The organism is Streptomyces sp. NPDC005195 (genome assembly GCF_040608315.1).
In the GTDB taxonomy this organism is placed as follows: domain Bacteria; phylum Actinomycetota; class Actinomycetes; order Streptomycetales; family Streptomycetaceae; genus Streptomyces; species Streptomyces kaempferi.
The window spans coordinates 1-26367 of record NZ_JBEXHZ010000062.1; the positions used below are offsets into that span (position 1 = coordinate 1).

Below are 26367 nucleotides of genomic sequence, written 5' to 3' on the forward strand. Positions count from 1 at the left end.
TCTGCAGCGGCATGATCCAGTTCGTGAAGCCGGCGAACAGCGGCGTCGCGAACATCAGCAGCATGATCGTGCCGTGCATCGTGAACGCCTGGTTGAACTGCTCGTTCGACATGATCTGCAGACCGGGGCGCGCCAGCTCGGCGCGCATGAGCAGCGCCATGACGCCGCCGATGCAGAAGAAGGCGAACGACGTCACCAGATAGAGCGTGCCGATCGTCTTGTGGTCAGTGGTGGTGAGCCACTTGATCACGACGTTGCCCGGCTGCTTGCGCCGCACCGGCAGCTCGTTCTCGTACGAGTCGTCGGCGTCCGCGGCACCCTGGGGTTCGTTGAGGATGCTCACAGGTTGTTCGTCTCCCGGTTCTTCTCGTGGCCCGTCTGCTCAATGCCGGCCGGGATGTAACCGGTCTGCCCCTCTGCCGCGAGCTGCTTGAGGTGAGCCTCGTAGCGCTCGGGCGAGACGACCTTCACGTTGAAGAGCATCCGGGAGTGGTCGACGCCGCACAGCTCGGCGCACTTGCCCAGGTAGGTGCCCTCCCTGTTGGGAGTCACCTGGAAGGAGTTGGTGTGGCCCGGGATGACGTCCTGCTTCATGAGGAACGGAACCACCCAGAAGGAGTGGATGACGTCACGCGAAGTGAGGACGAAGCGGACCGTCTTGCCCTTGGGGAGCCAGAGGGTCGGACCGGGGTTGTTCGTCTGCGGGTTCCGCTCACTCGGCGTGCCGGCCTCGTAGACACCGCCGGCGTTCACCGGGAAGTCCGTCTTGAACCGGTCCGGAATGGCGTCCAGGTTCTTGTCGGTCTTCGCGTCACCGGTGACACCGGGGACGTTCTCGATGTAGTTGAAGCCCCAGCTCCACTGGTAGCCGACCACGTTGACCGTGAGGTCGGGCTTCTTGTCGAGGCTGAGCAGCTTCGTCTCGTCGCGGGCGGTGAAGTAGAACAGCACCGAGACGATGATGAGCGGGACCACCGTGTACAACGCCTCGATCGGCATGTTGTACCGGGTCTGCGGGGGAACTTCGACCTTGGTGCGGCTGCGCCGATGGAAGACGACGCTCCACAGGATCAGACCCCAGACCAGCACGCCCGTGGCGAGCGCGGCCGCCCACGAGCCCTGCCAGAGGGAGAGGATCCGCGGAGCCTCCTCCGTGACCGGGGTGGGCATACCAAGGCGGGGAAAGTCCTTGTATGTGCAACCGGTGGCGGTCACCAGGACCAGGCCCGCAGTCATTGCCTGCAGCAGCTTCCGCCGCATCGGGCGCCGCGGCGAGCGGTCGGAGCCGTTGGGACTCACGTAGCGCCTTCCCGAGAGTCTCGCCCGCGCTGGTTGGCTACGGCCCTTCTCGCTGGTCGCTCGCCGCCCTGGCACACGGGCAGGGGTTTGGATGTTTATGCGGACCAAACCCTACTGGACGCTATTTGAGGTCGCGCGGGGAGGGTGCCCAACGCGCCGCCGGGTAAGCCGAAGGGGGTGGGTTGCCCTGCTCCGGGCTACTTCTGACGGTGGTTCGGGGCGCCCAGGAGCCCGGGACAGGAGACATCCCGGTGGCCGCGGGTCCGTCGCGGCTTGTCGCGCCGCTCCTCGCACCCCCTCGGGGCGCCGTCCTGACCGGGGCTTTAGCGTGGGGGTGTGGCCTACTTCGACGCTGCTTCCGCCGCTCCTCTCCATCCCGTCGCCCGCCAGGCCCTGCAGGCCTCGCTCGACGAGGGCTGGGCCGACCCGGCCCGGCTCTACCGCGAGGGACGGCGGGCCCGGCTCCTGCTCGACGCGGCCCGCGAGGCGGCCGCCGACGCGGTGGGCTGCCGCCCGGACGAACTGGTCTTCACCGGCTCCGGCACCCGCGCGGTGCACTCCGGCATCGAGGGTGCGCTGGCGGGCCGTCGACGGGTCGGACACCACCTGATCGTGTCAGCTGTCGAACATTCGTCGGTACTCCATTCGGCGGAGGTCCACGAGACGGCGGGCGGCACGGTGACCCGCGTCCCGGTCGACCGCGCGGGCGCGGTGTCCCCTTCCGCCTACGCCGACGCCCTGCGCCCCGGCACCGCGCTCGCCTGCCTGCAGTCCGCCAACCACGAGGTGGGTACGGAGCAGCCGGTGGCGGCGGTCGCACAGGCGTGCAGGGCGGTGGGGGTGCCGCTGCTGGTGGACGCGGCGCAGTCGCTGGGCTGGGGGCAGATCGAGGGCGACTGGTCCCTGCTGACCGCAAGTGCCCACAAATGGGGCGGCCCTTCGGGGGTCGGACTCCTCGTCGTACGCAAGGGAGTGCGGTTCGCGCCTCAAGGGCCGCAGGACGAACGGGAGTCGGGGCGGGCGGCCGGCTTCGAGAACATCCCGGCCGTGGTGGCCGCGGCGGCCGCGCTGCGTGCCGTGCGTGCCCAGGCGGCCGTGGAGGCGGCGCGGCTGCGGGAACTGACGGACCGGATCCGGGCGCGGGTCCCGGAGCTGGTCCCGGACGTGGAGGTGGTCGGCGACCCGGTCGGCCGGCTCCCGGGGATCGTCACCTTCTCCTGTCTCTACGTCGACGGGGAGTCGCTCCTGCACGAACTGGACCGGGCGGGCTTCTCGGTCTCCTCCGGATCGTCGTGCACGAGCAGCACGCTCACCCCCAGCCATGTCCTGAAGGCGATGGGCGTACTGAGTGAGGGCAACGTCCGGGTGTCGCTGCCGCCGGGCACGCCGTCCGAGGACGTGGACCGGTTCCTGTCGGTCCTTCCGGCGGCGGTCTCCGCGGTGCGCGAGAAGCTCGGCGCTCCGACGGCCCCCCGGACGGCGTCCACCTCCTCCGGGTCCCTCGTCCTGGACGCCCTCGGCAAGCTCTGCCCGATCCCGGTCATCGAGCTGGCCGGGGTCATCGGCGACGTGCCCCTCGGCGGCACCGTCCGCGTCCTGGCGGACGACGAGGCGGCCCGCCTGGACATCCCGGCGTGGTGCGAGATGCGGGGTCAGGAGTACGTCGGGGAGGAGCCGGCGGACCAGGGCTCGGCCTACGTGGTCCGCCGGGTGTCCTGACCCGGTGCGGTGGGGGGCCCGCCCAGTGCCGCGGCAGGCAGCGTTTGCCCTTCGAGGAGCGGCGTCCGGTGCGTGCTCTCGGCGTGCCGGCCGGAAGTCCTCGTACTGGACGTACTCGGGCTTTCGGCCGGTGCGGCGAGAGTGCGTGCCGGACGCCGCGACGGGGCGGACGTTGCCTGCCGGGGCACTAGACCAGGTGGGCCCTGACCTCGATGGCCGCGTCGTCGCCGTACGCCTTGGTGAACCGGTCCATGAAGTGGGCGCGGCGCAGCTGGTACTCCTGGGTGCCGACCGTCTCGATCACCAGGGTGGCGAGCATGCAGCCGACCTGGGCGGCGCGCTCCAGGGAGACGCCCCAGGCGAGCCCGGACAGGAAGCCCGCGCGGAACGCGTCACCGACGCCCGTGGGGTCGGCCTTGCGCTCCTCGTCCGGGCAGCCGACCTCCACCGGGTCGTCGCCGACGCGTTCGATGCGCACGCCACGTGCGCCGAGGGTGGTCACCCGGTGGCCGACCTTGGAGAGGATCTCGGAGTCGCTCCAGCCGGTCTTGGACTCGATGAGCCCCTTCTCGTACTCGTTCGAGAAGAGGTAGGTCGCCCCGTCCAGCAGTATCCGGATCTCGTCGCCGTTCATCCGGGCGATCTGCTGCGAGAAGTCGGCCGCGAAGGGGATCGAGCGGGTCCGGCACTCCTCGGTGTGCCGGAGCATCGCCTCGGGGTCGTCCGCCCCGATGAGGACGAGGTCGAGCCCGTCGACCCGGTCCGCGACCGCCTTCAGCTCGATCAGCCGGGCCTCGCTCATCGCGCCCGTGTAGAAGGAGCCGATCTGGTTGTGGTCGGCGTCCGTGGTGCACACGAAGCGCGCGGTGTGCAGCACCTCGGAGATCCGCACGGAGCCGGTGTCGACGCCGTGGCGGTCCAGCCACGCGCGGTATTCGTCGAAGTCGGAGCCCGCGGCTCCGACCAGGATCGGCCTGGTGCCCAGCTGACCCATACCGAAGGCGATGTTCGCGCCGACGCCACCCCTGCGCACGTCGAGGTTGTCGACGAGGAAGGACAGGGAGACCGTGTGCAGCTGGTCCGCGACCAGCTGGTCGGCGAAACGGCCGGGGAAGGTCATGAGGTGGTCGGTGGCGATGGAACCGGTGACTGCGATACGCACGGCGAGGACACGCTCCTGCGAAGGGAGAGGGTTGACAGTTCACGCTACCCGGTCGGCGGCTGACCTCTGAAGCGGTCAAAACTACCCGATAGTAGGTCTTTCTTCGTAACGCTCCCGGTGCATACGGTTCCGTTATGACGAACCTCAGGGTCCACGGCTCCGTTCCGCTCGACCTCGAAGGCGGCCTGGCGTCGCTGCGCGACGACTGCGCCCGGACCGCCCGGCACTGGGCGGCGCCGGCCCCGGTCACCGTCCCGCCCGTGTCCCCGTCCCGCATCCACGGGGTGCGTGTGCCTCCCGCCTCGGCCCGCCTGCTGGACGCGATGTCCGACTACGGCGACTGACCCCCCGCGTACCGCACGGCGTCCGCGAGGGCGCCGTGCGCGGGCGGCCGGACAGCGCCCGCAGGGAACCGTGCGCTCCCCCGCTGCGTCCCATCGCCGTCCCCCGTAAAGGGGATGCGGTGTACGACCCTTCAGCGCCCGCTCCGGGAGTCCCGGACCGGGCCGGGCCGTCGCGGACAGCATGGAGCCGAAGGAGCGATGCGGTGAGCACCGAGCGACCCGACCACGAAGCGACCGACCCCGCCGAGGACGGTGCCGGGACGGCGAAGTCACGCCGCCGGCGTTCCCCGGTGGCCGTCGTCTCGGTCGCGGCCGCCGTTCTGCTCGTCGGGGGCGGCGGGGCGTACATGGCCACGGCCGCCTTCGACGGCGGCGGACACGGCGGCTCCGAGTCTCCCGGCGGCGACGGCACTCCCCCGCCGCTCACCCTCGACGGCGCCACCGGAGGCGGTGGCACGGGCGGTGTCGCTCCAGGTGAGCCCAACCCCTATGGCACGGTCTACCGCGCGGACGGCAAGCTGCCCGACGGCCCGGACTCCGCGCCGGTCTACGCGGCGAGGGGCACGGTCACCGCGGCCGAGGTGACCCGCCTCGCCAAGGCCCTGGGGCTCACCGGCACCCCGCGGCTCGTCGGCGACACCTGGCAGGCCGGCCAGGCCGGGGACGGCTCCGGCCCGAGTCTCCAGGTGAACCGGCGGGCCCCCGGCACCTGGACGTTCAGCCGCTACGCGCCCGGCACCGACAACTGCAAGGGCGTCGTGTGCACCAGCGACCCCGGCTCGCCGAGCAGTCACGCGGTGAGCGAGGCCGCCGCGAAGAAGGCCGCCGCCCCCGTGCTGAAGGCGCTCGGCGAGGACGACGCGAAGCTCGACGCGAGCACGCTCATGGGCGCCGTACGGGTGGTGAACGCGGACCCCGAGGTCGGCGGCCTTCCCACCTCCGGCTGGACCACCGGCGTCCAGGTCGGCGAGGAAGGCCAGGTGGTGGGCGGCAACGGCCTGCTGAAGGCGCCGGAGCGCGGGGACACGTACCCCGTCCTCGGCGCGCGCCGGACGCTGGACCTGATGAACGCCCCGGGATCCGCCCCGGGTGGTGCGCGCAACGGGCCCGGCGGCTGCGCGAGCGCCGTGCCGCTGAAGGACCGCGACGAGTCGCCGTGCGCCGCGTCGACCGTGCTGCCGCGGCGGGAGTCGGTGAACGTCGAGAAGGCCGCCTTCGGGCTGGCGTCGCACTTCGTGGACGGGCACCAGACGCTGGTGCCGTCCTGGCTGTTCGAGGTACGGCCGAAGGGGGCTACCGCCCTTGTCACCGTGACGCATCCGGCCGTCGACCCGAAGTACCTGGCCGCGCCGGAGACTCCCGGGGCGCCGGCCCTGACGCCGAGCCCGCGGCCGACCGGCGAGCCGGCGTCCCGTGACGTCACGGTGCAGGGGTACACCGCCGACGGCAGGGATCTGACGGTGAGCTTCACCGGCGGGGTGTGCGCCGACTACTCCGTCTCGGCGAGCGGGAGTGCGGACAAGGTGACGGTCAAGGTCACCGAGACCCCGTGGCAGGGCAAGATCTGCATCCTGATCGCCAGGGTCTACGAGAAGACGGTGCGCCTGGACGAGCCGCTCGGCGACCGGAAGGTCGTGGGGTCGGACGGCGGGGAGATCCGGGAGGGAAAGACACCGGGCGCTTCGACGAGCATGCCGGTACACCCGACGGAACCGACGACGCCGAGGGTGCCGAAGGTGCCGCACACCCAGGAGCCGTTGGTGCGGTAGCGAGACGGGTGCGGAAGCGAGAACGGCCCGCTCGGGGCGGGCACGGATACGCGAAGGCGGCGTCCCCGTCGGAGGGGGACGCCGCCTTCGTACGTGTCCAGCAGTCGGCCGGGGCCCGGCGAAGGGGCCGGGAGGGCCTAGCTGAAGGAGTCCCCGCAGGCGCAGGAGCCCGTCGCGTTCGGGTTGTCGATCGTGAAGCCCTGCTTCTCGATGGTGTCCACGAAGTCGATCGAGGCGCCGCCCAGGTACGGGGCGCTCATGCGGTCGGTGACGACCTTGACGCCGCCGAAGTCCTTGACGACATCGCCGTCGAGGGAGCGCTCGTCGAAGAAGAGCTGGTAGCGCAGGCCGGAGCAGCCGCCGGGCTGAACGGCGACACGCAGAGCCAGATCGTCGCGGCCTTCCTGGTCGAGCAGGGCCTTGACCTTGCCCGCGGCGGCGTCGGACAGCTGGATGCCGTCGCTCACGGTGGTGGTCTCGTCCGATACGGACATCTGCTTCTCTCCCGGGTTGTTCGGAGACTGCTTGCCGACGATTGCAACCGCCGGGGCCGCGGATTCATTCCGGGCCGAGAGTCTGTCTTCCGGTCTCTCTCTTCCCTCTCATGCTCGCACACGGGCGAGAACGCGCACAGCGGCCTGTGGACAAGTCAGGGATTCACATCACATGGACTCGGCGGCCATCGTCAACATGACGTGAAGCGGTTATGATAGATAGCGTCATTTAGACGAGAAGGCTTGTCCCGCATGTCCCGCCGGGTCGTTCGTGACCCGGCGAGCCGCAGAACAGAAAGGGTGCGTGTCGTGACCACCGCCCAGACCCAGGAGCTCGACGTACAGCCGACGCCCCTCGCCCTGCTGTTGCTCGGCCGTGAGGCCGACCCGAGGAGCGAACGCGGCGTCGAGTGCCCCGGCGACCTGCCCTCGCCCTCCGACCCGGACCTGGTGGAACGCGCACGAGCGGCCAAGGAGAGGCTCGGGGACAAGGTCTTCGTGCTCGGCCACCACTACCAGCGCGACGAGGTCATCCAGTTCGCGGACGTCACGGGCGACTCCTTCAAGCTCGCCCGTGACGCGGCCGCGCGGCCCGAGGCCGAGTACATCGTCTTCTGCGGCGTGCACTTCATGGCGGAGTCCGCGGACATCCTCACCTCCGACGACCAGAAGGTCGTCCTGCCCGACCTCGCCGCCGGCTGCTCCATGGCCGACATGGCCACGGCCGAGCAGGTCGCCGAGTGCTGGGACGTGCTGACCGAGGCCGGGGTGGCCGAACAGGTCGTCCCCGTCTCGTACATGAACTCGTCCGCCGACATCAAGGCGTTCACCGGCATGCACGGCGGCACGATCTGCACGTCGTCGAACGCCCAGCGGGCCCTGGAGTGGGCCTTCGAGCAGGGCGAGAAGGTCCTCTTCCTCCCCGACCAGCACCTCGGCCGCAACACCGCCGTCCGTGACATGGGGATGTCCCTGGAGGACTGCGTCCTCTACAACCCCCACAAGCCGAACGGCGGCCTGACCGCGCAGCAGCTGCGCGACGCGAAGATGATCCTGTGGCGCGGCCACTGCTCGGTGCACGGCCGTTTCAGCCTGGACTCGGTGCACGACGTGCGCGAGCGCATCCCCGGCGTGAACGTGCTCGTCCACCCGGAGTGCAAGCACGAGGTCGTCGAGGCGGCGGACTACGTCGGCTCCACGGAGTACATCATCAAGGCCCTGGAGGCGGCCCCGGCCGGCTCGAAGTGGGCGATCGGCACGGAGCTGAACCTCGTACGCCGGCTCGCGAACCGCTTCGCCCCCGAGGGCAAGGAGATCGTCTTCCTCGACAAGACGGTCTGCTTCTGCTCGACCATGAACCGCATCGACCTGCCGCACCTGGTGTGGACCCTGGAGTCGCTGGCCGAGGGCAACCTGGTCAACCGCATCGAGGTGGACCGGGAGACGGAAAAATTCGCCAAACTGGCACTGGAGCGGATGCTGGCACTGCCGTAACCACGCCCGGCCACCCGTACAGCCACCCGTACGGCCGGTAACCCGTACAGCCCGGTGAACGGCTCGGGCCCTCAGGTGGTGTCGTCGAACCCGGCCGCCGCGGCCTTGGAGTCGGCTTTGACCGAGATGCGCGGCACGCTCTGCGCCAGGTCGCGGGCGCAGTACGGCCCGGTGAAGTTCACTCCACCCTTGGACGTACCAGTCCCGACTCGTACGCGATGACGACGAGTTGCGCCCGGTCGCGGGCGCCGAGTTTGGCCATGGCCCGGTTGACATGTGTCTTCACCGTCAGCGGGCTGACCTCCAGCCGCTCGGCGATCTCGTCGTTGGAGTGGCCCCCCGCGACCTGGACGAGCACCTCGCGCTCGCGCCCGGTGAGCGCGTTCAGCCGCTCCGTGCGGCCCGGATCCCGCTCCTCGTCCGCGCCGTCGCCCTGGGCGAGGAACCTGGCGATCAGCCCCTTGGTCGCCGCCGGGGACAGCAGCGCCTCGCCGCCCGCCGCGATCCGGATGGCGTTCAGCAGCTCGTCCGGCTCGGCGCCCTTGCCGAGGAACCCGGAGGCCCCGGCCCGCAGCGACTGGACCACGTACTCGTCGACCTCGAAGGTCGTCAGCATGACCACCCGTACCTGCGCGAGCCCGGGGTCCGCGCTGATCAGCCGGGTGGCGGCGAGCCCGTCGGTCCCCGGCATCCGGATGTCCATCAGCACCACGTCGGCGCGCGTCTCCCTGGCGAGCCGCACCGCCTCGGCGCCGTCGGACGCCTCCCCCACGACCTCCATGTCGGGCTCCGAGTCGACGAGGACGCGGAACGCGCTGCGCAGCAGCGCCTGGTCGTCGGCGAGCAGGACACGGATGGTCATGCGGGGTCCCCCAGGGCAGGCGTGCGGGTCTTGACCGGAAGGATCGCATGGACGCGGAAGCCGCCTCCGTACCGGGGACCGGCCGAGCAGGTACCGCCGAGCGCGCCGACCCGCTCGCGCATCCCGAGCAGTCCGTGGCCGCCGCCCTCCTCCGGGCCGTCACCCTGCCCGGGCCCGTTGTCGAGGACGGTCACCTCCACGTTCGGGCCCACGCGTACGACGCTGACCTCGGCCTTCGCCTCGGATCCCGCGTGCTTGCGCACATTGGTGAGGGCTTCCTGGATGACCCGGTAGGCGGCGAGGTCGACCGCCGCGGGGAGGGCGGTGCCGTGGTCGGCACGGGCCACTTCGACGGGGAGTCCCGCGTTGCGGAAGGTGTCGGCGAGTTCGTCGAGGCGGGCGAGGCCGGGGGCGGGCTCGGTGGGGGCCTCGGGGTCGCCGGACTGGCGCAGCAGGCCGACGGTGGCGCGCAGCTCGTTGAGGGCGGAGCGGCTGGCCTCCCGTACGTGGGACAGCGCCTCCTTGGCCTGGTCCGGGCGCTTGTCCATCACATGGGCGGCGACTCCGGCCTGCACGTTGACGAGGGCGATGTGGTGGGCGACGACGTCGTGCAGATCGCGGGCGATGCGCAGCCGCTCCTCGGCGACGCGGCGCCGGGCCTCCTCCTCGCGGGTGCGTTCGGCGCGTTCGGCCCGTTCACGGATGGCGTCGACGAAGGCGCGGCGGCTGCGGACGGCGTCGCCCGCGGCGGCGGCCATGCCCGTCCAGGCGAAGATGCCGAGGTTCTCCTGCGCGTACCAGGGCAGGGGGCCGGCGAGCATCGCGCAGGCGGTGAGCACGGTCATCGTGAGCAGGCCGACCCGCCAGGTGGTGGGGCGGTCGGTGGCCGACGCGACGGTGTAGAGGGCGACGACGGCGGACATCACGACCGGGCTACGGGGGTCGCTCGCGACCAGTTCCACGACGGAGAGCGCGCCGGTGGCGGCGAGGACCGGGAGGGGGGCACGGCGGCGGAACACCAGGGCGGCCGCGCCGAGCACCATCAGGGTCAGGCTGAGGGCGCCGGGGGTGCGGGCGCCCCAGCTCGCCCCGTGTCCGCCGTGCGGGTCCACGAAGGAACTGGCCATCATGGTCACGAGTACGCCGGCCGCCAGGGCGGCGTCCAGGGCCATCGGGTGCGCGCGGAGTCTGCACCTCGTGCGCTCTAGGGTGCTCACTTCGTTCACGGTACGGGGCCCTTGCAGGGGGCGGAACGGGTGCCACCCTGCCCGGGGATTCCGTCGTCCCCGGCGCCGGTACCCGGGGCTGCCGCCCCGGACCCCCGCTTCGGCCTGAACGGCCTCGTCCTCAATCGCCGGACGGGCTGGAAAGACATGCCCCCGCCCGGAACCATCCGGCGCGGGCCGGTCCAGAACGATCCCACGCGGGTCCGCACCTCCAGCCCCGTCCGGCGTTCGACGGGGGCGAAGGAGACGAAGGAGGCACTCTCAGCCGGGGATCAGGCCATCCCCGTCGAGCATGTCGCGGACCTCCGCGAGCGTGGCGTCCGGCGACGGAAGGATCAGCCCCGATGGTTCCAGGGCATCGTCGGGAAGCGGAGCGCCCAGACGGTGGACAGCGTCGAGCAGCGCGGCCAGGGTGCGCCGGAAGCCGGCCTCGTCACCGGCCTCCACCTCGGCGAGCAGCTCGTCGTCCAGTTTGTTCAGCTCGGTGAGGTGGCCGTCGTCCAGCCTCACCTGCCCCTCCCCCATGATCCGCACGATCATGTCGCCCTCCTAAGGCGTGGGACCAGTACTCCTGCTTGTCGGAGCTCCTGCTTGTCGGAGCTACTGCTTGTCGAAGCGCGGGGTGTCCTGCGGCTGGGACCGGGGCTGGCCCTCTCCCGTGCCGCCCTCGATCGCCTGCTGCGGGGAACCGCCGGCCAGCTCGGCCTTCATGCGCTGCAGCTCCAGCTCCACATCCGTACCACCGGAGAGCCGGTCCAGCTCGCTCTGGATGTCGTCCTTGGCGAGTCCGGAGTGGTCGTCGAGGACGCCGGAGGCGAGCAGCTCGTCGATGGCACCCGCGCGGGCCTGCAACTGCGCGGTCTTGTCCTCGGCGCGCTGGATGGCCATCCCGACGTCGCCCATCTCCTCGGAGATGCCGGAGAAGGCCTCGCCGATGCGGGTCTGCGCCTGGGCCGCGGTGTACGTGGCCTTGATGGTCTCCTTCTTGGTGCGGAAGGCGTCGACCTTGGCCTGCAGACGCTGGGCCGCGAGGGTGAGCTTCTCCTCCTCGCCCTGGAGGGTCTGGTGCTGGGTCTCCAGGTCCGTCACCTGCTGCTGGAGCGCGGCGCGGCGGGAGAGCGCCTCACGGGCCAGGTCCTCCCGGCCGAGCGCGAGGGCCTTGCGGCCCTGGTCCTCCAGCTTGGTGGACTGGTTCTGGAGCTGGTTGAGCTGCAGTTCCAGACGCTTGCGGGAGGTCGCGACGTCGGCGACGCCACGGCGTACCTTCTGGAGCAGCTCCAGCTGTTTCTGGTACGAGTAATCGAGGGTTTCGCGCGGGTCCTCGGCCCGGTCAAGGGCCTTGTTCGCCTTCGCGCGGAAGATCATCCCCATACGCTTCATGACACCGCTCATGGGCTTCGCGCGCCCCCTTCTGACGGACTCCAGCTCCAGGTACTGCAACAGAACCCACAGTACGGGCCCTGCATCCATTACCGCACTGTTCGGGGACGGATGCGCTCATCCCCAAGGACGACTGCGTACGGTGCCGCTCCGGCGTAGGGAGTAGGTGGAACCCGGGGTGCCCCCCGCGTCCCTTTCACGTCCCCCCGCGAACAACGTCCCCTGTGTCCCCCTACAGACGCACGGTGTTGCCGGATCGTTCCCCACTCGATCGACGTCCATGCCGCCGCACCCCGTACCCTTGGGTTTTGTGTTCCGTAGCCGTGCCAAGGAAGAGAAGGCCCCCGCCGACAAGTCGCGGGTGACCGACTCCAAGCAGACCCGTGACCCACAGGCCCCCAAGGGCCGCCCCACGCCCAAGCGCAGTGAGGCCCAGACCCAGCGTCGCAGCGTCGCCCAGACGCCGTCGACGCGCAAGGAGGCCGCCAAGCGCCAGCGTGACGACCGCCGTGTCCAGCTGGAGAAGCAGCGCCAGGCGCTGGCCAGCGGGGACCAGCGCCATCTGCCCGCCCGCGACAAGGGGCAGGTGCGGAAGTTCGCGCGCGACTTCGTGGACTCGCGCTTCTGCGTCGCGGAGTTCTTCCTGCCGATGGCCGTGGTCATCCTCGTGCTGAGCATGGTGCGGGTGGGCTCGCTGCAGAACATCGCACTGCTGCTGTGGCTGGTCGTGATCGTGATGATCGTGGTCGACTCGATCGGCATCGCGATCCGTCTGAAGAAGCAGCTCACCACGCGCTTCCCGGACCTCCCCAAGAAGGGCGCGGTTCCCTACGCGCTGATGCGTACTCTCCAGATGCGTCGCCTCCGGCTGCCGAAGCCGCAGGTCAAGCGCGGAGAGCGGCCCTGAGCGCGACATCCTTCTCCGGAGACGCGGCGGATGCCTGGCTGAGCAAGCTGGGCGGGTTGCGTGATGTCGTACGACAGGAGCTGGTGGCCCGGCAGCTCGACGAGCAGATAGCCGGGCGGTTCCCGGTCGGGCAGCGGCTGCGGGTCCTCGACGTCGGGATGGGCCAGGGTACGCAGGCGCTGCGGCTGGCCCGCGCCGGGCATCAGGTGACCGGTCTGGAGCAGGACGGCCGGATGCTCTCCGTGGCCCGCCGGGCGCTGGCCGCCGAGCCCGAGGGCATCCAGGGCCGGGTCCGGCTCATCGAGGGCGACGGCCGGGACACGGGGGTCCACTTCCTGCCCGGCAGTTTCGACGTGGTGCTCTGTCACGGCGTGCTGATGTACGTCGAGGAGCCGGACCCGCTGGTCGCGGGGCTGGCGCGGATGCTGGCCCCGGGCGGGCTGCTCTCGCTGCTGGTGCGCAACGCCGACGCGCTGGCCCTGCGGCCGGGGCTGGCCGGGGACTGGTCGTCAGCGCTGGCCGCGTTCGAATCCGACGCGTACGTCAACCGGCTCGGGCTCGCCGTCCGCGCCGACCGGCTGGCCACGCTGACGTCGACGCTGGCGGGGATCGGGGCGCCGTTGCACGCCTGGTACGGCGTGCGGGTCTTCACGGACGGCGCGCCGGACGGGACACCCGTCCCCGAGGACGTGGAGAGTCTGCTGGCCGCGGAGGAACGGGCCGGGCGGACCGACCCCTACCGTCAGGTGGCGGCGCTGCTGCACCTGTGCGGCGTACGGGGCTGAGGAGGGCACGGGCGGGTCGCCGGAGCCGGTTCCGGTGGCCCCGGCGACCTCTACCGGCCTACTCGGGCTCGGCGTGCAGGCTCATCGGCCCGTAGATCTGTGTGCTGTCCTCGAAGAGGAACACCTGGTCGGCGCCGCCCGCCAGGAGGTCCTTCCACACCTCGCCGATCCAGGACTCCGCGTCCCCCTGCGTGGTGAACTCCTCGGGCTCCACCGCGGGTTGGACCTCTGTCCCGTCGGACTTCTCGAACCGCCACGTCCATGCCGCCATGTACGCCTCCCAGGTATGAGCACACTGCACAGCGGGAGCCCGACAAGATCCGGCTCCCGTCCGAAGCCTAGCCGGGCGCGCAAGACCTGCGGGGACACGGAAAAATCATCCCCGTGGAACTGACTCTGCTCGGCACCGGTGCCCCTGTGGGCCTGCCCCGCCCCGACTGTCCCTGCTCGTCCTGCGCGACCGCGCTCGGCGGTGACGCGCGGGCGGCGACCGCGCTGCTCGTGGACGGCACGCTGCTGCTCGACCTCACGCCCGGCGCGGCGTTCGCGGCCGCGCGCGCCGGGCACACGCTCGGTGGCGTACGGCAGGTGCTGCTGTCGCATCCGCACGACGGACCCGCCGTCGAGGTGCCCGCGGGACTGCCGGGGCCCGTGCGGGTTCCGGACGGCAGCGAGTTGACCCTGCTGACCGGGCACCGGGTGCGGGCGGTGCCGATGGACGCGCCGGGCACGGGGTACGCGGTGACCGGCCCGGACGGCCGGCGACTGCTCTATCTGCCGCCGGGCGCGGCCCCCGCCGGGCTCGACGACGGCGCCGGCTCGTACGCGATGGTGGTGGCCGACGTGGTGGGGCGGCCGGACGCGCTGGCGAAGTTGCGGGCGGCGGGCGCCGTCGGACCCACGACGGACGTGATCGCGGTGCACCTCGACCACGATGTGCCGCCGGGCCCCGAACTGCGGCGCCGGCTCGCGGCGGCGGGCGCCCGCGCGGTGCCGGACGGGACGACGCTGGACGTGGGCGTCTACGAGGACGTACCGGACGTGCCGCGGCGCACCCTGGTGCTCGGCGGCGCGCGCTCCGGCAAGTCGGTCGAGGCCGAACGGCGGCTGGAGTCCTTCCCGAACGTGCTGTACCTGGCGACGGGCGGCACCCGGGGCGGGGACGACGAGTGGGCGTCCCGGGTGAGCACGCACCGCGAACGCCGCCCCGGCTCCTGGCGCACCACCGAGACCTGCGACCTGGTGCCGCTGCTGGCGGAGGAGGGGCCGCCGCTCCTCGTCGACTGTCTCTCGCTGTGGCTGACGGACGCGATGGACTCCGTGAACGCCTGGGACGACGCGGAGTGGGCCGGCGGCGGCGAACGCGCGCTGCGCGCCCGGGTCGAGGAGCTCACCGCCGCCGTCCGCGGCACCCGCCGCACCCTGGTCGCCGTCTCCAACGAGGTCGGCTCCGGCATCGTCCCGGCCACCGCCTCCGGGCGCCGCTACCGCGACGAACTCGGGCGTCTGAACGCGGGGTTCGGGGCGGAGTGCGAGCACCTGCTGCTGGTGGTGGCGGGGCAGGCGCTGGTCCTGCGGGGCTGATCCCGCTGATCCCGGTTCCGGTCCCAGCACCGGTCCCGGCACCGGTCCCGGCCGCGGCTCATTCCCGTCTGCGGGCGATGATCCGGTACGCGTTCGAGAAGCGGGTGCGCCGCAGGAGGGGGGCGACGGCGTGGTCCAGGGCGGAGGCCGAGGCGAGCAGCGGGGCCGACGCCCCGGTCAGGACGGTGTGCAGACGGCGCCGCAGCGTGGTCGGCGGCGCCGGACGCCAGGGAGCGTCGAGGTCGGGCAGGACCCGCCCGAGGGCGAGCGCGAGGGCGCCCGCGAGGTCGTAGGGGATGTGCGGTTCGCGGCGGTCCGTCGTGACGATCTCGCAGCCCAGGGACTCCAGTTCGGCCAGCAGATTGGGCAGCGGCATGAGGTGGAGGTGGCGCGGCTGGCCGTAGGACACCCACCACTTGCCCAGCAGCGCGCCGAACGCGCAGTCGGGGTCGGGGACTTCGACGAGGAGGTGTCCGCCGGGCCGCAGGGCCACCAGGGCGGCGCGCAGTTCCTCGCGCGGATCGGGGGTGTGCTCCAGGTGGTGGAACATGCTGACGACGTCGTAGCGGGCGCGCAGCCTGCCGGTGATCCGGGGGTCGCCGAGCCGGCCGCGATGGGCTTCCTCGACCCGGCCGGCCGCCCTCGCCTTCTCGACGCGGCGGGTGGGGTCGAGTCCGTCGAAGGAGGTGTACGGGTGGACCTCCTTGGCGGCGGCAGGGAAGTAGCCGTGCCCGGTGCCGACGTCGAGCCAGCTCTCCGGTTCGGCGTACGGCAGCAGCGCGCGGGCGGCGGCGCGGTGCCGGCCGCTGCTGCCGCGGGCGCCGAGGAGCCGGTCGGTGAGGCTGTCGAGCGTCTCGTGGAAGTCGCGGTGATAGAAGGCCAGGCCCTCCGCCGTGAGCCGGGGGTTCTGGAAGGCGTGGGCGCAGTCCCCGCACTCGTCGACGACGAACGTGCCGGGCTTGCGCTGGAGGAGGTCCGGCGTGCGCAGCCGGGTGCGCAGCCGGTTCGAACCGCACCAGGGGCAGTCCTCCCGGCGCGGCTCGTGGAACCGGTCGGTGCCCCGGGCGAGTTCGGCGGCGTAGGCGGCGCGGTGGTCGTCGGTCGGGGGTGGTGTGGGGGGCATGGGCGCTCCTGGGAGGGGCGGCGGGGCGACGGACCAGGTATACGACAATCCGACACAAACGGTACGTATCGGATGGCGTTCCGGGGCGCAACGACGTGGCGCGGACGTGTTCGATCGCTGCCGGTACTGTTCGGCGAATGAGCTCGCTTAATCTCGACGACTTCACCGATCTGATCGAGCGCCCCGACGGAGGGGTGCGCCGCGACGCCGAGGCGCGCCGGGAGCGCCAGACCGTGCCGCCCGGGGCCCTGGGCCGCCTCGACGACCTGGGTGAGTGGCTGGCGGCGGCGCAGGGCGCGGTGCCCGTGCGGCCGATCGAGCGTCCGCGCGTGGTGCTGTTCGCGGGCGACCACGGGATCGCCGGGCTCGGTGTGTCCGCGCGGCCCGCGGGCACCGCCGACCGGTTGGTGCGCGCGGTTCTGGAGGGTGCCAGCCCGGCGGCGGTGCTGGCGCGCCGGCTCGGTGTCCCCGTCCGCGTGGTCGACATGGCGCTGGACTGCGACCCCGCGGAGCTGCCCGCTGAGGTCGTACGGCACCGGGTGCGGCGCGGTTCGGGGCGCATCGACGTCGAGGACGCGCTGACCGCGGAGGAGGCCGAGGCCGCGTTCCTGGCGGGCGTCGCCGTCGCGGACGAGGAGGCGGACTCGGGCACGGACCTGGTGGTGCTCGGCGATGTGAGCGTCGGCGGGACCACGGCGGCGGCCGTGCTGGTCGCGGCGCTGTGCGGGACCGACGCGTCCGTCGTCACCGGGCGGGGCGGGCGGGCCATCGACGACCTCGCGTGGATGCGCAAGTGCGCCGCCGTGCGGGACGCGCTGCGGCGGGCGCGGCCCGTGCTCGGGGATCAGCTCCAGCTGCTCGCGGTGGTCGGCGGGGCGGACCTCGCCGCGATGACCGGGTTCCTGCTGCAGAGCGCGGTGCGGAAGATGCCCGTCGTGCTCGACGGGGTGGTCTCGGCCGCGTGCGCCCTCGTCGGGCAGCGGGTCGCCTTCCGGGCGCCGGACTGGTGGCTGGCCGGGCAGAACAGCGGCGAGCCGGCCCAGGCGAAGGCGCTGGACCGGATGGCGCTCGAACCACTGCTCGACCACGGGGTCACGGTCGGCGAGGGCGCGGGAGCGCTGCTGGCCCTGCCCCTCGTCCAGTCCGCGGCCGCGCTCGCCGCGGAGCTTCCCGTGACGCCCGAGCCCACACCGGAGCCGGAGCCCGAGCCCACCCCCGAGCCGGAGCCGGAGCCGGAGCGGGAGCCCGTACCCTCCGGCGAGGAGTGATCCTCCAGGGGGCCACACATCCCCTGGCCTCTACCGGTCACTCCTGAGGAGGCGCGGGGACCCTGAGGGGGGTGTGCCGCCGGGTGCGATCGCTCGGCCGACGGCCGTCGAGGGGTGCTCGCGCGGTTTCCCGCGCCTCCGAAGGGGCGCCGCCGGTGGGCGTGGTGGCCGGACGGCCGCGGGTGGGGACGACTGCGCCCGGCCACCCCCGCTCCCTCGAGCCCACCCCGCGACAACCCCCCGTACCGCCCTTCCCCCGCGCGGAGCACACCGCCCCATATCATCGCGCATTATGGGAGATGCCCGAATTGCCGTCGCGCAGGAGCGGCCCCCGGCCCGTCAGGGCGAAGGGGACCGCAGGTCCACCGGGGCCTCACGCAGAGCCGCCGGTTTCACCGTCTGGTACCTGCGAGCGGTCACGTTCATCAACTTCCTGAGCGCCGCGTGGCTGACGCTCGGCCAGGACGTGCGGCGCCACAACACCGAGAACCTCTTCACCCCGTACCTGCTGACGGCGGGGTTCGCCTCGGGCGTGTTCACGATGTTCCTCGCCGTCACCACGCGCCGGCGCAAGCGGGCCGCGTGGATCCTGAACTTCGTTCTCAGCGGGCTCTTCCTGCTGCTGTTCGCCGTCGCGATGGCGTTCCCGGAGATCCGTCGGTACGCCCAGAACTGGATCTCGCTCGCACTGACCGCGGCGTTCGTCGCGTCGCTCGTCGTGGGCCGCCGCGAGTTCTACGCGAAGGGCGACCGCTCGAACCCGAAGCTCGCCGCCGCCGTCGCCACCGGCGGTCTGCTCGTCTGCTCACTGCTCGCCGCGCTGCTGGTGACGGTCACCAACAGCGCGCACGACGCGTCCCGTTCCACCTTCCCGGAACGCTGGCGCTACGGCACCCTGCGGCTGGTCTCGGTCGCCGCCGACGACTCCCGCTTCCACGGGCTGGAGATCGCCAACTGGGTCAACGTCGCCATCAACGTGCTCAGCACCCTGCTGGTCCTCGCCGTCTTCTACGCGGCCTTCCGTTCCCGCCGCGCCGTCGACCCGCTCACCGAGGACGACGAGAAGCGGCTGCGGGTCCTGCTCGACAAGAACGGCGACCGGGACTCGCTCGGCTACTTCGCGCTGCGCCGGGAGAAGAGCGTGGTCTGGTCGCCGACCGGCAAGGCCGCGGTGGCGTACCGGGTCGTCGGCGGGGTCTCGCTGGCCTCCGGCGACCCCCTGGGCGATCCGGAGGCGTGGCCCGGCGCCATCGAGCCCTGGCTCGCCGAGGCCCGCGCGCACGGCTGGATCCCGGCGGTGATGGGCGCGAGCGAGGAGGCCGGGACCATCTACTCCCGGCACGGGCTCGACGCCCTGGAGCTGGGCGATGAAGCCATCGTGGAGACCGCCGAGTTCACGCTCGAAGGACGGGCCATGCGTACCGTCCGGCAGGCCTACAACCGGGTGAAGCGAGCCGGCTACCGGGTACGCATCCGCCGCCATGACGACATCCCCGCCGCCGAGATGGCGTACCTCCTGGAGCGTGCCGACGACTGGCGCGACGGGGCCACCGAGCGCGGGTTCAGCATGGCCCTCGGGCGGCTCGGCGACCCCGACGACGGACAGTGCGTGATGCTCGAATGCACGGACGGGGAGGGCGAGTTGAGGGCACTGCTGTCCTTCGTGCCCTGGGGTCCGCGAGGGCTCTCCCTCGACCTGATGCGACGCGACCGCGACTCCGAGAACGGGCTGATGGAGTTCATGGTGATCGAACTCCTGCGCCGCGCCCGGGACATCGGGATCACCCAGGTCTCGCTCAACTTCGCCATGTTCCGTTCCGTCTTCGAGCGTGGCGCGCGGCTGGGCGCGGGCCCGGTGCTGCGGCTGTGGCGCTCCCTGCTCAGTTTCTTCTCGCGCTGGTGGCAGATCGAGTCGCTCTACCGCGCCAACGCCAAGTACCGGCCGATCTGGGAACCCCGGTTCCTGCTCTTCGAGAAGAGCGCGGACCTGCTGCGCATCGGTGTCGCGTCCGCCCGCGCGGAAGGGTTCCTGGAGGCTCCGGGCCTGCCGAAGTGGCTGCACCGCAAGCACCTCGAGACGCATAGATGAACACACTCGCCCGCCTGGCCCGCGCGGAATGGGGACTGCTGTTCCTCACCGTGCGCGGGGACCTGGAGGCAAGGCGTCTGCGAGCGATCCCCGTGACCCTCGGAGCCGTTCTCCTGACGGCTCTCCTGCAGTTCGCGCAGAACCAGCCCTGGGGCTTCCGGTTCGTCCAGGACATCGGCTCCGTACAGGCCGACGAACCACTCGGGCTCGCTCTGCTGCGCACCCCGCTCTCACTCTTCGTACCGGCCCTGGACCTGCCGGTGTGGGGTGCGCTGATCCAGATCCTCGTGGTGTTCGGCATCGCCGAGATCTGCCTGGGCTGGTGGCGGATGCTGGTCATCGCGTACGCCGCCACTCTGGCCGGCACGCTCTACGCGCGTATCGCGGTCATGCTCGGCCCGGACCACCCGCTGGGACTGCCCGCGACGGACGCGCGGGTAGTGGACACCGGACCCTCCGCGGCCGTGGTCGGTCTCGCCGTCTTCGTGGCCTGGCGCTATCGCGCGTACGGGACCGCTGCGGTGGTGATCGCGTCCATGGCCGTCGAGGTGACGGTCAAGGGGAACCTCGCGGGCCGGGAGCACATCGCCGCGCTCGCCGCGGCCCTCGTGCTCTGCGGGATCTCCGCGCTGCGCCGCCGGCGCCGGCGGCGTCACCGGCGCCCCGGCGGCAGCCGGGCGGGCAACGGATCGGGTTTCCCGCCGATCAGGTCCTGAAGTCTGCGCCGCGGGCCCGCCCAGCGACGGTCGTGGTGGTAGGCGCGCAGCAACGACCTGGCCCGGGCACGCGGCCGTGCGCGGTAGAAGCGCCTGGCCCACGGCGAGGACGGCCGGGCCAGCCGGACCGCTCCGATCAGGGCGAGGAACGGGACGATCACGCCGAAGATCGCCATCCGGGCCTTGCCCTTTCCGAGGGCGAGCAGGGCGAAGAGGAAGTTCACGGCGACGCTGACGATGACACCGCCGCGGTCCTGCACCTCCTGCTGGCTCAGGTCGTTGACGCCGAACGGCAGGAACCCGCCGAGCACGAGCCCGACCAGGGCCGCCGTGATCAGCACGACCTCGACGCTCTTGCGGCCCTCCTCCGTCCAGTACACGTCGTCCAGGTGCAGGATCAGCGCGAACTCGTCCAGCACGAGCCCCGCGCCCATCCCGAACACCACGGCGAACACGGAGGCGCCCAGGCCCGGCCGGACGCTGGCCACCGCGCCGAAGCCACCGACCACCGTCAGGACGACGCCGGGGACCACGTGATGGATGTGCAGCCCGCCGGCCTTCACGTTGCCGAACGGCCCCTTGCCCGCGCGGATGAGCCGGACGATGACACGGGTGATCACAAAGGTCAGCACGAAGGAGCCGAGCGCCAGCAACAGCGGCAGCTTCCCCGGCTCGATGATGTTCCGGTGCAGCCAATGACCCATATCGGGCACTTTATCCATGCCCCTTGTCCCGGCCGCCGCACCCGCCCGCCGACCTCCCGGGTAACCTGCGCCGGTGTCCCCGACCCCTGTCTCCCACGGCCTGCGCTTCGCCTTCGGCACCCTGACCGTGCTCCCCGTCGAGGTGACCCGCTGGGACCGCGAAGCGGCGCGCGCCGGAATGCTGTGCGCCCCCGTGGCCGGACTGGTCGTCGGGGCGGGCGCGGCACTGGTGGGCGTGGCGCTGCTCGCGATGGGCGGGGGCCCGCTGCTCGCCGCCGTCGCGACCGCCGCCGTACCGGCGGCGCTCACCCGCGGTCTCCACCTCGACGGGCTCGCCGACACGGCGGACGGCCTCGGCAGCGGCAAGCCCGCGCCGGACGCGCTGCGCGTCATGAAGCAGTCCGACATCGGCCCGTTCGGCGTGATCACACTGCTCTTCGTCCTGCTCGCCCAGGTGGCCGCGCTCTTCCAGGCCTACGAGTCCTCGTGGGCGCGGGGCGTGCTCGCGGCCGTCGTCTCGGCGACCGCGGCCCGGCTCGCCCTCACCCTGGCCGCGCGCACCGGGGTGCCCCCGGCCCGCCCCGAGGGGCTGGGCGCGGCGGTCGCGGGCACGGTGCCGGTGCGCGGCGCCCTGCCGGTGGCGCTCGCGGTCGTCGCCGCGGCGGCCGGCGCGGGCGCGCTGCTGGGGACGTACGACCTGGTCCGCGCCGCGGTGGCGGTGGCGGCCGCCTGCGCGGCGGCCGAACTTCTGCTGCGCCACTGCACGCGTCGTTTCGGCGGTGTCACGGGCGACGTCTTCGGCGGCCTCGCCGAGACGGCGGCGACCACGGCCCTGGTCGTGCTCTGCCTCGGCTGACCGGCGGTCACGGGGCCGCTCCCGGCAGGCCTTCGCCGACCGCGCGGCCGAAGTCCCCGGCCGGCCGGGGGATGTGACGGGCCGGGGGATGTGACCGACGGGCCGGCCCCTCCCCCTCCCACGTGCCGCTCGCGAGGGCGGACAGGGGGAGGGAGCTCGTTTCTCCGGGCGGGCTCCACGGCGCGGGAGGCCGGCGCCGGTTCCCGGGGCCCGGCCGCCCCGGGCGTGTCCGTCGGCATCGGGTGGACGACCGGTGAAGTCAGTGTGGAGGCGCACGCGAGGCAGGGGCCGAAAGCCTCCTCCCGCGCACCGGATCACCGGCGCTGAGGAGCCGTGGACGGCCGCCGCGCCACGGAAGGGTGAACACCCCACGACGCAGGGGCGGTCTCCCCCGCGTAGGCTCTTGTCGATTGCCCTCCCGGCCCCACCGCAGGCACCCCTCCGCTGCCAGAGCAAGGATCGATGCCGGGCCCGGTCGACCCACCCAGATCGGCCACTGAAACTCAATGGAAGCGAGAATTCACCACCGTGACTGCTCTGACTCTCAGCACCGCCGCAGCGTCCGGCCTGCGGGCCGACGCGATCGTCGTCGGTGTAGCCAAGGGCGCCAAGGGCCCGGTCCTCGCACCGGGCGCCGAGGCCGTGGACAAGGGGTATGACGGCGCGCTCGCCGGCATCCTGGAGACCCTCGGCGCGTCCGGCGGCGAGGGCGAGGTGACGAAGCTGCCCGCGCCGTCCGGCTTCAAGGCGCCCGTCGTCGTGGCCGTCGGCCTGGGAGCGGTCCCGGACAAGGACGAGGCGTTCGGCGCCGAGGTGCTGCGCCGCGCCGCCGGTGTCGCCGCCCGCGCGCTCGCCGGTGCCAAGAAGGCCGTCCTCGCCCTGCCGATCACGGACGCCGCGGACGTGGGCGCCCTCGCGGAGGGCGCGGCGCTCGGCGCGTACGCCTTCGACGCGTACAAGGAGACCGGCAGGTCCGGCAGCGCCGCCAAGAACGGCAAGGCCCCGCTCGTCGAGGTCGCGCTGCTCGGCGGCAAGCCCCGTGACGCGGCGCACAAGGCGGCGCTCGCGCGCGCCACCGCCGTGACCGAGGAGCTGAACCGCGCCCGCGACCTCATCAACACCCCGCCGAACGACCTCACCCCCGAGGCCTTCGCCGCGGTCGTCGCCGCCGCCGGCAAGGAACACGGCATCAAGGTGCAGGTGCTCGACGAGAAGGCCCTCGAAAAGGGCGGCTACGGCGGCATCCTCGGCGTCGGCGCCGGCTCGGCCGCCGCTCCCCGCCTGGTGAAGCTCTCGTACACCAGCTCCAAGGCGGCCAAGCACCTCGCCTTCGTCGGCAAGGGCATCACCTACGACTCGGGCGGCATCTCCCTCAAGCCCGCCGGGCACAACGAGACGATGAAGTGCGACATGAGCGGCGCGGCGGCGGTCTTCGCCGCCGTGGTCGCCGCCGCGCGTCTCGGCCTGGAGGTCAACGTCACCGGCTGGCTGGCGCTCGCCGAGAACATGCCGTCCGGTTCCGCCACCCGCCCCGGTGACGTGCTGCGCATGTACAGCGGCAAGACCGTCGAGGTCCTCAACACGGACGCCGAGGGCCGCCTCGTCCTCGCCGACGCGCTGTGGAAGGCGTCCGAGGAGAAGCCCGACGCGATCATCGACGTGGCGACGCTGACCGGCGCGATGGTGCTGGCCCTCGGCAACCGCACCTTCGGTGTCATGGCCAACGACGACGCGTTCCGTGCCTCGATCGTGGAGGCAGCCGAGGAGGTCGGCGAGGAGTCCTGGCCGATGCCGCTGCCGGAGCACCTGCGCAAGGGCATGGACTCCCCCACCGCCGACATCGCGAACATGGGCGAGCGGATGGGCGGCGGCCTGGTCGCCGGTCTGTTCCTGAAGGAGTTCGTGGGCGAGGGCATCACGTGGGCGCACCTGGACATCGCCGGGCCCGCGTTCAACGAGTCCGGGCCGTTCGGCTACACCCCGAAGGGTGGTACGGGGTCGGCGGTGCGGACGCTGGTGCGTCTCGCCGAGCTGACCGCGGCGGGCGACCTCGGTTAGTCCGCTCCGCGGCCACGGGTGATCCGTGGCCGCTCGCGCAGGGCCCCGCGCCCCTGCCGGGAACTCCACGGCCCCGGGCGACGTGTCGCCCGGGGCCGTTTTGTCCGGGGGAAACCGGACAGTGGGACGTCTCACACACCGGCCCGGCGTCTCGAACGCCCCCGACAAGTGCGAAGATGGGTTCTCGGCAGGACAGGGCCCGAACCACAGGGCCGAAGAAGAGCGGCCGGACACCAGCCGCCGACCGGTCACTGGAGACCGGCGTGGCGCACATGCATGGAGGACGTGACGTGGCGAACGACGCCAGCACCGTTTTCGACCTAGTGATCCTCGGCGGTGGTAGCGGTGGTTACGCCGCGGCCCTGCGCGGAGCGCAGCTGGGCCTCGACGTCGCCCTGATCGAGAAGGACAAGGTCGGCGGTACCTGCCTGCACCGGGGGTGCATCCCCACCAAGGCCCTGCTGCACGCGGGCGAGATCGCCGACCAGGCCCGCGAGAGCGAGCAGTTCGGTGTGAAGGCCACCTTCGAGGGCATCGACGTCCCGGCCGTCCACAAGTACAAGGACGAGGTCATCACGGGCCTGTACAAGGGCCTGCAGGGACTCATCGCGTCCCGCAAGGTGACGTACATCGAGGGAGAGGGCCGCCTGTCCTCCCCCACCTCCGTCGACGTGGGCGGCCGGCGTGTCCAGGGCCGTCACGTCCTGCTGGCGACCGGCTCCGTGCCGAAGTCGCTGCCGGGCCTGGAGATCGACGGCAACCGCATCATCTCGTCCGACCACGCGCTGGTCCTGGACCGCGTCCCGCAGTCCGCGATCGTGCTCGGCGGCGGCGTCATCGGCGTCGAGTTCGCCTCCGCGTGGAAGTCCTTCGGCACGGACATCACGATCATCGAGGGACTCAAGCACCTCGCCCCGCTCGAGGACGAGAACTCCTCCAAGCTTCTTGAGCGCGCGTTCCGCAAGCGCGGCATCAAGTTCAACCTGGGCACCTTCTTCTCGAAGGCCGAGTACACCCAGAACGGTGTCAAGGTCACCCTCGCCGACGGCAAGGAGTTCGAGGCCGAGGTCCTGCTCGTCGCCGTCGGCCGCGGCCCGGTCTCGGCCGGTCTCGGCTACGAGGAGCAGGGCGTCGCCATGGACCGCGGCTACGTTCTGGTCGACGAGTACATGCGCACGAACGTGCCCACCATCTCCGCCGTCGGCGACCTGGTCCCGACGCTCCAGCTCGCCCACGTCGGCTTCGCCGAGGGCATCCTGGTCGCGGAGCGGCTGGCGGGTCTCAAGACCGTCCCGATCGACTACGACGGTGTGCCGCGGGTGACGTACTGCCACCCCGAGGTCGCCTCCGTGGGCATCACCGAGGCCAAGGCCAAGGAGATCTACGGCGCGGACAAGGTCGTCGCCCTGAAGTACAACCTCGCGGGCAACGGCAAGAGCAAGATCCTCAAGACCGCGGGCGAGATCAAGCTCGTCCAGGTCAAGGACGGTGCCGTGGTCGGCGTCCACATGGTCGGCGACCGCATGGGCGAGCAGGTCGGCGAAGCCCAGTTGATCTACAACTGGGAAGCGCTGCCCGCCGAGGTCGCCCAGCTCATCCACGCCCACCCGACGCAGAACGAGGCGCTCGGCGAAGCCCACCTGGCCCTCGCGGGCAAGCCGCTGCACTCGCACGACTGATACCGCCCCGGCCGTACTCAGTCACCGCGTCGCCGCTGGGCGCGACGACCACAGACTTCCGCACCTTTCCCAGGCTCTCGACTCCGCTCGGGCAGCAGGGGAGATCCATCCTTAAGGAGCAACAGAAACCATGCCGGTTTCCGTAACCCTTCCGGCGCTCGGCGAGAGCGTCACCGAGGGCACTGTCACCCGCTGGCTGAAGGCCGAGGGCGAGCGCGTCGAAGCCGACGAACCGCTGCTCGAGGTGTCGACCGACAAGGTCGACACCGAGATCCCCTCCCCCGCCGCCGGTGTGCTCGCCTCCATCAAGGTCGCCGAGGACGAGACGGTCGAGGTCGGCGCCGAGCTGGCCGTCATCGACGACGGCACGGGCGCGCCCGCCGCCGCCCCCGCTCCGGCCGCCGAGCCCGTGGCCGCCCCGGCCGCTCCGGCCCCGGCCGCCGAGGCCCCCGCGGCTCCGGCGCCCGCCGCCCCCGCCGCCCCCGCCGCTCCCGCCCCCGCCGCTCCGGCCGGTGGCGCCTCCGGTACCGACGTCGTACTGCCCGCGCTGGGCGAGTCGGTCACCGAGGGCACCGTCACCCGCTGGCTGAAGCAGGTCGGCGACGAGGTCGCGGAGGACGAGCCGCTGCTCGAGGTCTCCACGGACAAGGTCGACACCGAGATTCCCGCGCCGGTCGCCGGCGTCCTGCTCGAGATCGTGGTCGGCGAGGACGAGACCGCCGAGGTCGGTGCCAAGCTCGCCGTCATCGGTGCCCCGGGCGCGGCTCCGGCCGCCGCTCCGGCTCCCGCGGCTCCGGCACCCGCCGCTGCCGCCCCGGCCCCGGCCCCGGCCGCCCCCGCGGCTCCGGC

25 protein-coding genes are annotated in these 26367 nt (G+C 72.2%); 14 read left to right on the forward strand and 11 right to left on the reverse strand.

The features are described from left to right. The coding region (locus ABZV34_RS32605) for a cbb3-type cytochrome c oxidase subunit I (protein ID WP_356284714.1) at positions 1-343 on the reverse strand (343 nt) is incomplete at its 3' end. Then, positions 340-1299, reverse strand: a complete 960-nt coding sequence (gene coxB / locus ABZV34_RS32610) for a cytochrome c oxidase subunit II (RefSeq protein WP_356284717.1) — start codon at positions 1297-1299, stop codon at positions 340-342. The genes coxB and ABZV34_RS32605, both read right to left, overlap by 4 nt. 336 nt (positions 1300-1635) lie before the next feature. Here coxB and ABZV34_RS32615 point away from each other — a divergent pair, with 336 nt between their 5' ends. Beyond that, on the forward strand, positions 1636-3018 hold the full coding sequence (locus ABZV34_RS32615) for an aminotransferase class V-fold PLP-dependent enzyme (RefSeq protein WP_356284720.1): 1383 nt from the start codon (positions 1636-1638) through the stop codon (positions 3016-3018). 187 nt (positions 3019-3205) lie between these two features. Here ABZV34_RS32615 and ABZV34_RS32620 read toward each other — a convergent pair whose 3' ends face one another. Beyond that, entirely contained in the window at positions 3206-4180 is a 975-nt protein-coding gene (locus tag ABZV34_RS32620) for a carbohydrate kinase family protein (RefSeq protein WP_356284723.1), read from the reverse strand. A gap of 134 nt (positions 4181-4314) precedes the next feature. On the opposite strand from ABZV34_RS32620, the gene ABZV34_RS32625 reads away from it, so the two are divergent. Together ABZV34_RS32625 and ABZV34_RS32630 are read left to right on the forward strand one after the other, a co-directional pair. Next, positions 4315-4524 (forward strand): hypothetical protein, encoded by a 210-nt coding sequence (locus tag ABZV34_RS32625; protein WP_356284725.1) that lies wholly within the window; start codon positions 4315-4317, stop codon positions 4522-4524. A 203-nt stretch (positions 4525-4727) separates the two neighbouring features. After that, positions 4728-6293, forward strand: a complete 1566-nt coding sequence (locus ABZV34_RS32630; protein ID WP_356284728.1) for a hypothetical protein — start codon at positions 4728-4730, stop codon at positions 6291-6293. A 137-nt stretch (positions 6294-6430) separates the two neighbouring features. On the opposite strand, the gene ABZV34_RS32635 is transcribed toward ABZV34_RS32630, so the two are convergent. Continuing rightward, positions 6431-6787 (reverse strand): iron-sulfur cluster assembly accessory protein, encoded by a 357-nt coding sequence (locus tag ABZV34_RS32635; protein WP_356284731.1) that lies wholly within the window; start codon positions 6785-6787, stop codon positions 6431-6433. 309 nt (positions 6788-7096) lie between these two features. On the opposite strand from ABZV34_RS32635, the gene nadA reads away from it, so the two are divergent. Beyond that, positions 7097-8281 (forward strand): quinolinate synthase NadA, encoded by a 1185-nt coding sequence (gene nadA, locus ABZV34_RS32640; RefSeq protein WP_356284734.1) that lies wholly within the window; start codon positions 7097-7099, stop codon positions 8279-8281. A gap of 178 nt (positions 8282-8459) precedes the next feature. Here nadA and ABZV34_RS32645 read toward each other — a convergent pair whose 3' ends face one another. The 4 genes from ABZV34_RS32645 to ABZV34_RS32660 form a co-directional block, all read right to left on the reverse strand. Continuing rightward, the gene (locus tag ABZV34_RS32645; RefSeq protein ID WP_356284737.1) at positions 8460-9143 is read right to left on the reverse strand and encodes a response regulator transcription factor; all 684 of its coding nucleotides are present in this window, start codon (positions 9141-9143) and stop codon (positions 8460-8462) included. After that, on the reverse strand, positions 9140-10360 hold the full coding sequence (locus ABZV34_RS32650) for a histidine kinase (protein ID WP_356284740.1): 1221 nt from the start codon (positions 10358-10360) through the stop codon (positions 9140-9142). The genes ABZV34_RS32645 and ABZV34_RS32650 overlap by 4 nt, the downstream gene beginning before the upstream one ends. Positions 10361-10630: 270 nt before the next feature. Further along, positions 10631-10909 (reverse strand): hypothetical protein, encoded by a 279-nt coding sequence (locus tag ABZV34_RS32655; protein ID WP_356284743.1) that lies wholly within the window; start codon positions 10907-10909, stop codon positions 10631-10633. Positions 10910-10969: 60 nt separating this feature from the next. Next, complete coding sequence (locus ABZV34_RS32660; protein WP_356284776.1) at positions 10970-11761, reverse strand: PspA/IM30 family protein; 792 nt, start codon at positions 11759-11761, stop codon at positions 10970-10972. 268 nt (positions 11762-12029) lie between these two features. On the opposite strand from ABZV34_RS32660, the gene ABZV34_RS32665 reads away from it, so the two are divergent. Together ABZV34_RS32665 and ABZV34_RS32670 are read left to right on the forward strand one after the other, a co-directional pair. Next, entirely contained in the window at positions 12030-12656 is a 627-nt protein-coding gene (locus tag ABZV34_RS32665; protein WP_356284746.1) for a DUF3043 domain-containing protein, read from the forward strand. 83 nt (positions 12657-12739) lie between these two features. Then, positions 12740-13441, forward strand: coding sequence for a methyltransferase domain-containing protein (locus tag ABZV34_RS32670; protein WP_168527765.1), 702 nt, complete (start codon positions 12740-12742; stop codon positions 13439-13441). A 58-nt stretch (positions 13442-13499) separates the two neighbouring features. Here the strand turns inward: ABZV34_RS32670 and ABZV34_RS32675 are convergent, their stop codons facing one another. Beyond that, on the reverse strand, positions 13500-13712 hold the full coding sequence (locus ABZV34_RS32675; RefSeq protein WP_148013643.1) for a hypothetical protein: 213 nt from the start codon (positions 13710-13712) through the stop codon (positions 13500-13502). 113 nt (positions 13713-13825) lie between these two features. Here ABZV34_RS32675 and ABZV34_RS32680 point away from each other — a divergent pair, with 113 nt between their 5' ends. Then, entirely contained in the window at positions 13826-15025 is a 1200-nt protein-coding gene (locus ABZV34_RS32680) for a bifunctional adenosylcobinamide kinase/adenosylcobinamide-phosphate guanylyltransferase (protein ID WP_356284749.1), read from the forward strand. 58 nt (positions 15026-15083) lie between these two features. Here the strand turns inward: ABZV34_RS32680 and ABZV34_RS32685 are convergent, their stop codons facing one another. Next, the gene (locus ABZV34_RS32685; RefSeq protein WP_356284752.1) at positions 15084-16148 is read right to left on the reverse strand and encodes a class I SAM-dependent methyltransferase; all 1065 of its coding nucleotides are present in this window, start codon (positions 16146-16148) and stop codon (positions 15084-15086) included. A 137-nt stretch (positions 16149-16285) separates the two neighbouring features. Between ABZV34_RS32685 and cobT the strand changes: the two genes are divergently transcribed. From cobT to ABZV34_RS32700, 3 genes are all read left to right on the forward strand, one after another. After that, the gene (gene cobT / locus ABZV34_RS32690; RefSeq protein WP_356284755.1) at positions 16286-17416 is read left to right on the forward strand and encodes a nicotinate-nucleotide--dimethylbenzimidazole phosphoribosyltransferase; all 1131 of its coding nucleotides are present in this window, start codon (positions 16286-16288) and stop codon (positions 17414-17416) included. 292 nt (positions 17417-17708) lie between these two features. Beyond that, the gene (locus tag ABZV34_RS32695) at positions 17709-19505 is read left to right on the forward strand and encodes a phosphatidylglycerol lysyltransferase domain-containing protein (RefSeq protein WP_356284757.1); all 1797 of its coding nucleotides are present in this window, start codon (positions 17709-17711) and stop codon (positions 19503-19505) included. Continuing rightward, entirely contained in the window at positions 19502-20221 is a 720-nt protein-coding gene (locus ABZV34_RS32700; protein ID WP_356284760.1) for a hypothetical protein, read from the forward strand. The genes ABZV34_RS32695 and ABZV34_RS32700 overlap by 4 nt, the downstream gene beginning before the upstream one ends. Here the strand turns inward: ABZV34_RS32700 and ABZV34_RS32705 are convergent. Next, positions 20158-20925, reverse strand: a complete 768-nt coding sequence (locus ABZV34_RS32705) for a hypothetical protein (RefSeq protein ID WP_356284762.1) — start codon at positions 20923-20925, stop codon at positions 20158-20160. The genes ABZV34_RS32700 and ABZV34_RS32705 overlap by 64 nt on opposite strands. A gap of 73 nt (positions 20926-20998) precedes the next feature. On the opposite strand from ABZV34_RS32705, the gene ABZV34_RS32710 reads away from it, so the two are divergent. The 4 genes from ABZV34_RS32710 to ABZV34_RS32725 all read left to right on the forward strand — a co-directional run. Then, positions 20999-21781 carry an adenosylcobinamide-GDP ribazoletransferase gene (locus ABZV34_RS32710; protein WP_356284765.1) on the forward strand — a complete coding sequence of 261 codons (783 nt, stop codon included), beginning with the start codon at positions 20999-21001 and terminating at the stop codon, positions 21779-21781. Between the two features lie 528 nt (positions 21782-22309). Continuing rightward, on the forward strand, positions 22310-23839 hold the full coding sequence (locus ABZV34_RS32715; protein ID WP_356284768.1) for a leucyl aminopeptidase: 1530 nt from the start codon (positions 22310-22312) through the stop codon (positions 23837-23839). Between the two features lie 290 nt (positions 23840-24129). Next, positions 24130-25518 (forward strand): dihydrolipoyl dehydrogenase, encoded by a 1389-nt coding sequence (gene lpdA, locus ABZV34_RS32720; RefSeq protein ID WP_356284771.1) that lies wholly within the window; start codon positions 24130-24132, stop codon positions 25516-25518. A gap of 130 nt (positions 25519-25648) precedes the next feature. Beyond that, positions 25649-26367, forward strand: a 719-nt coding sequence (locus ABZV34_RS32725; protein WP_356284774.1) for a biotin/lipoyl-containing protein, incomplete at its 3' end; no start/stop codon positions are given.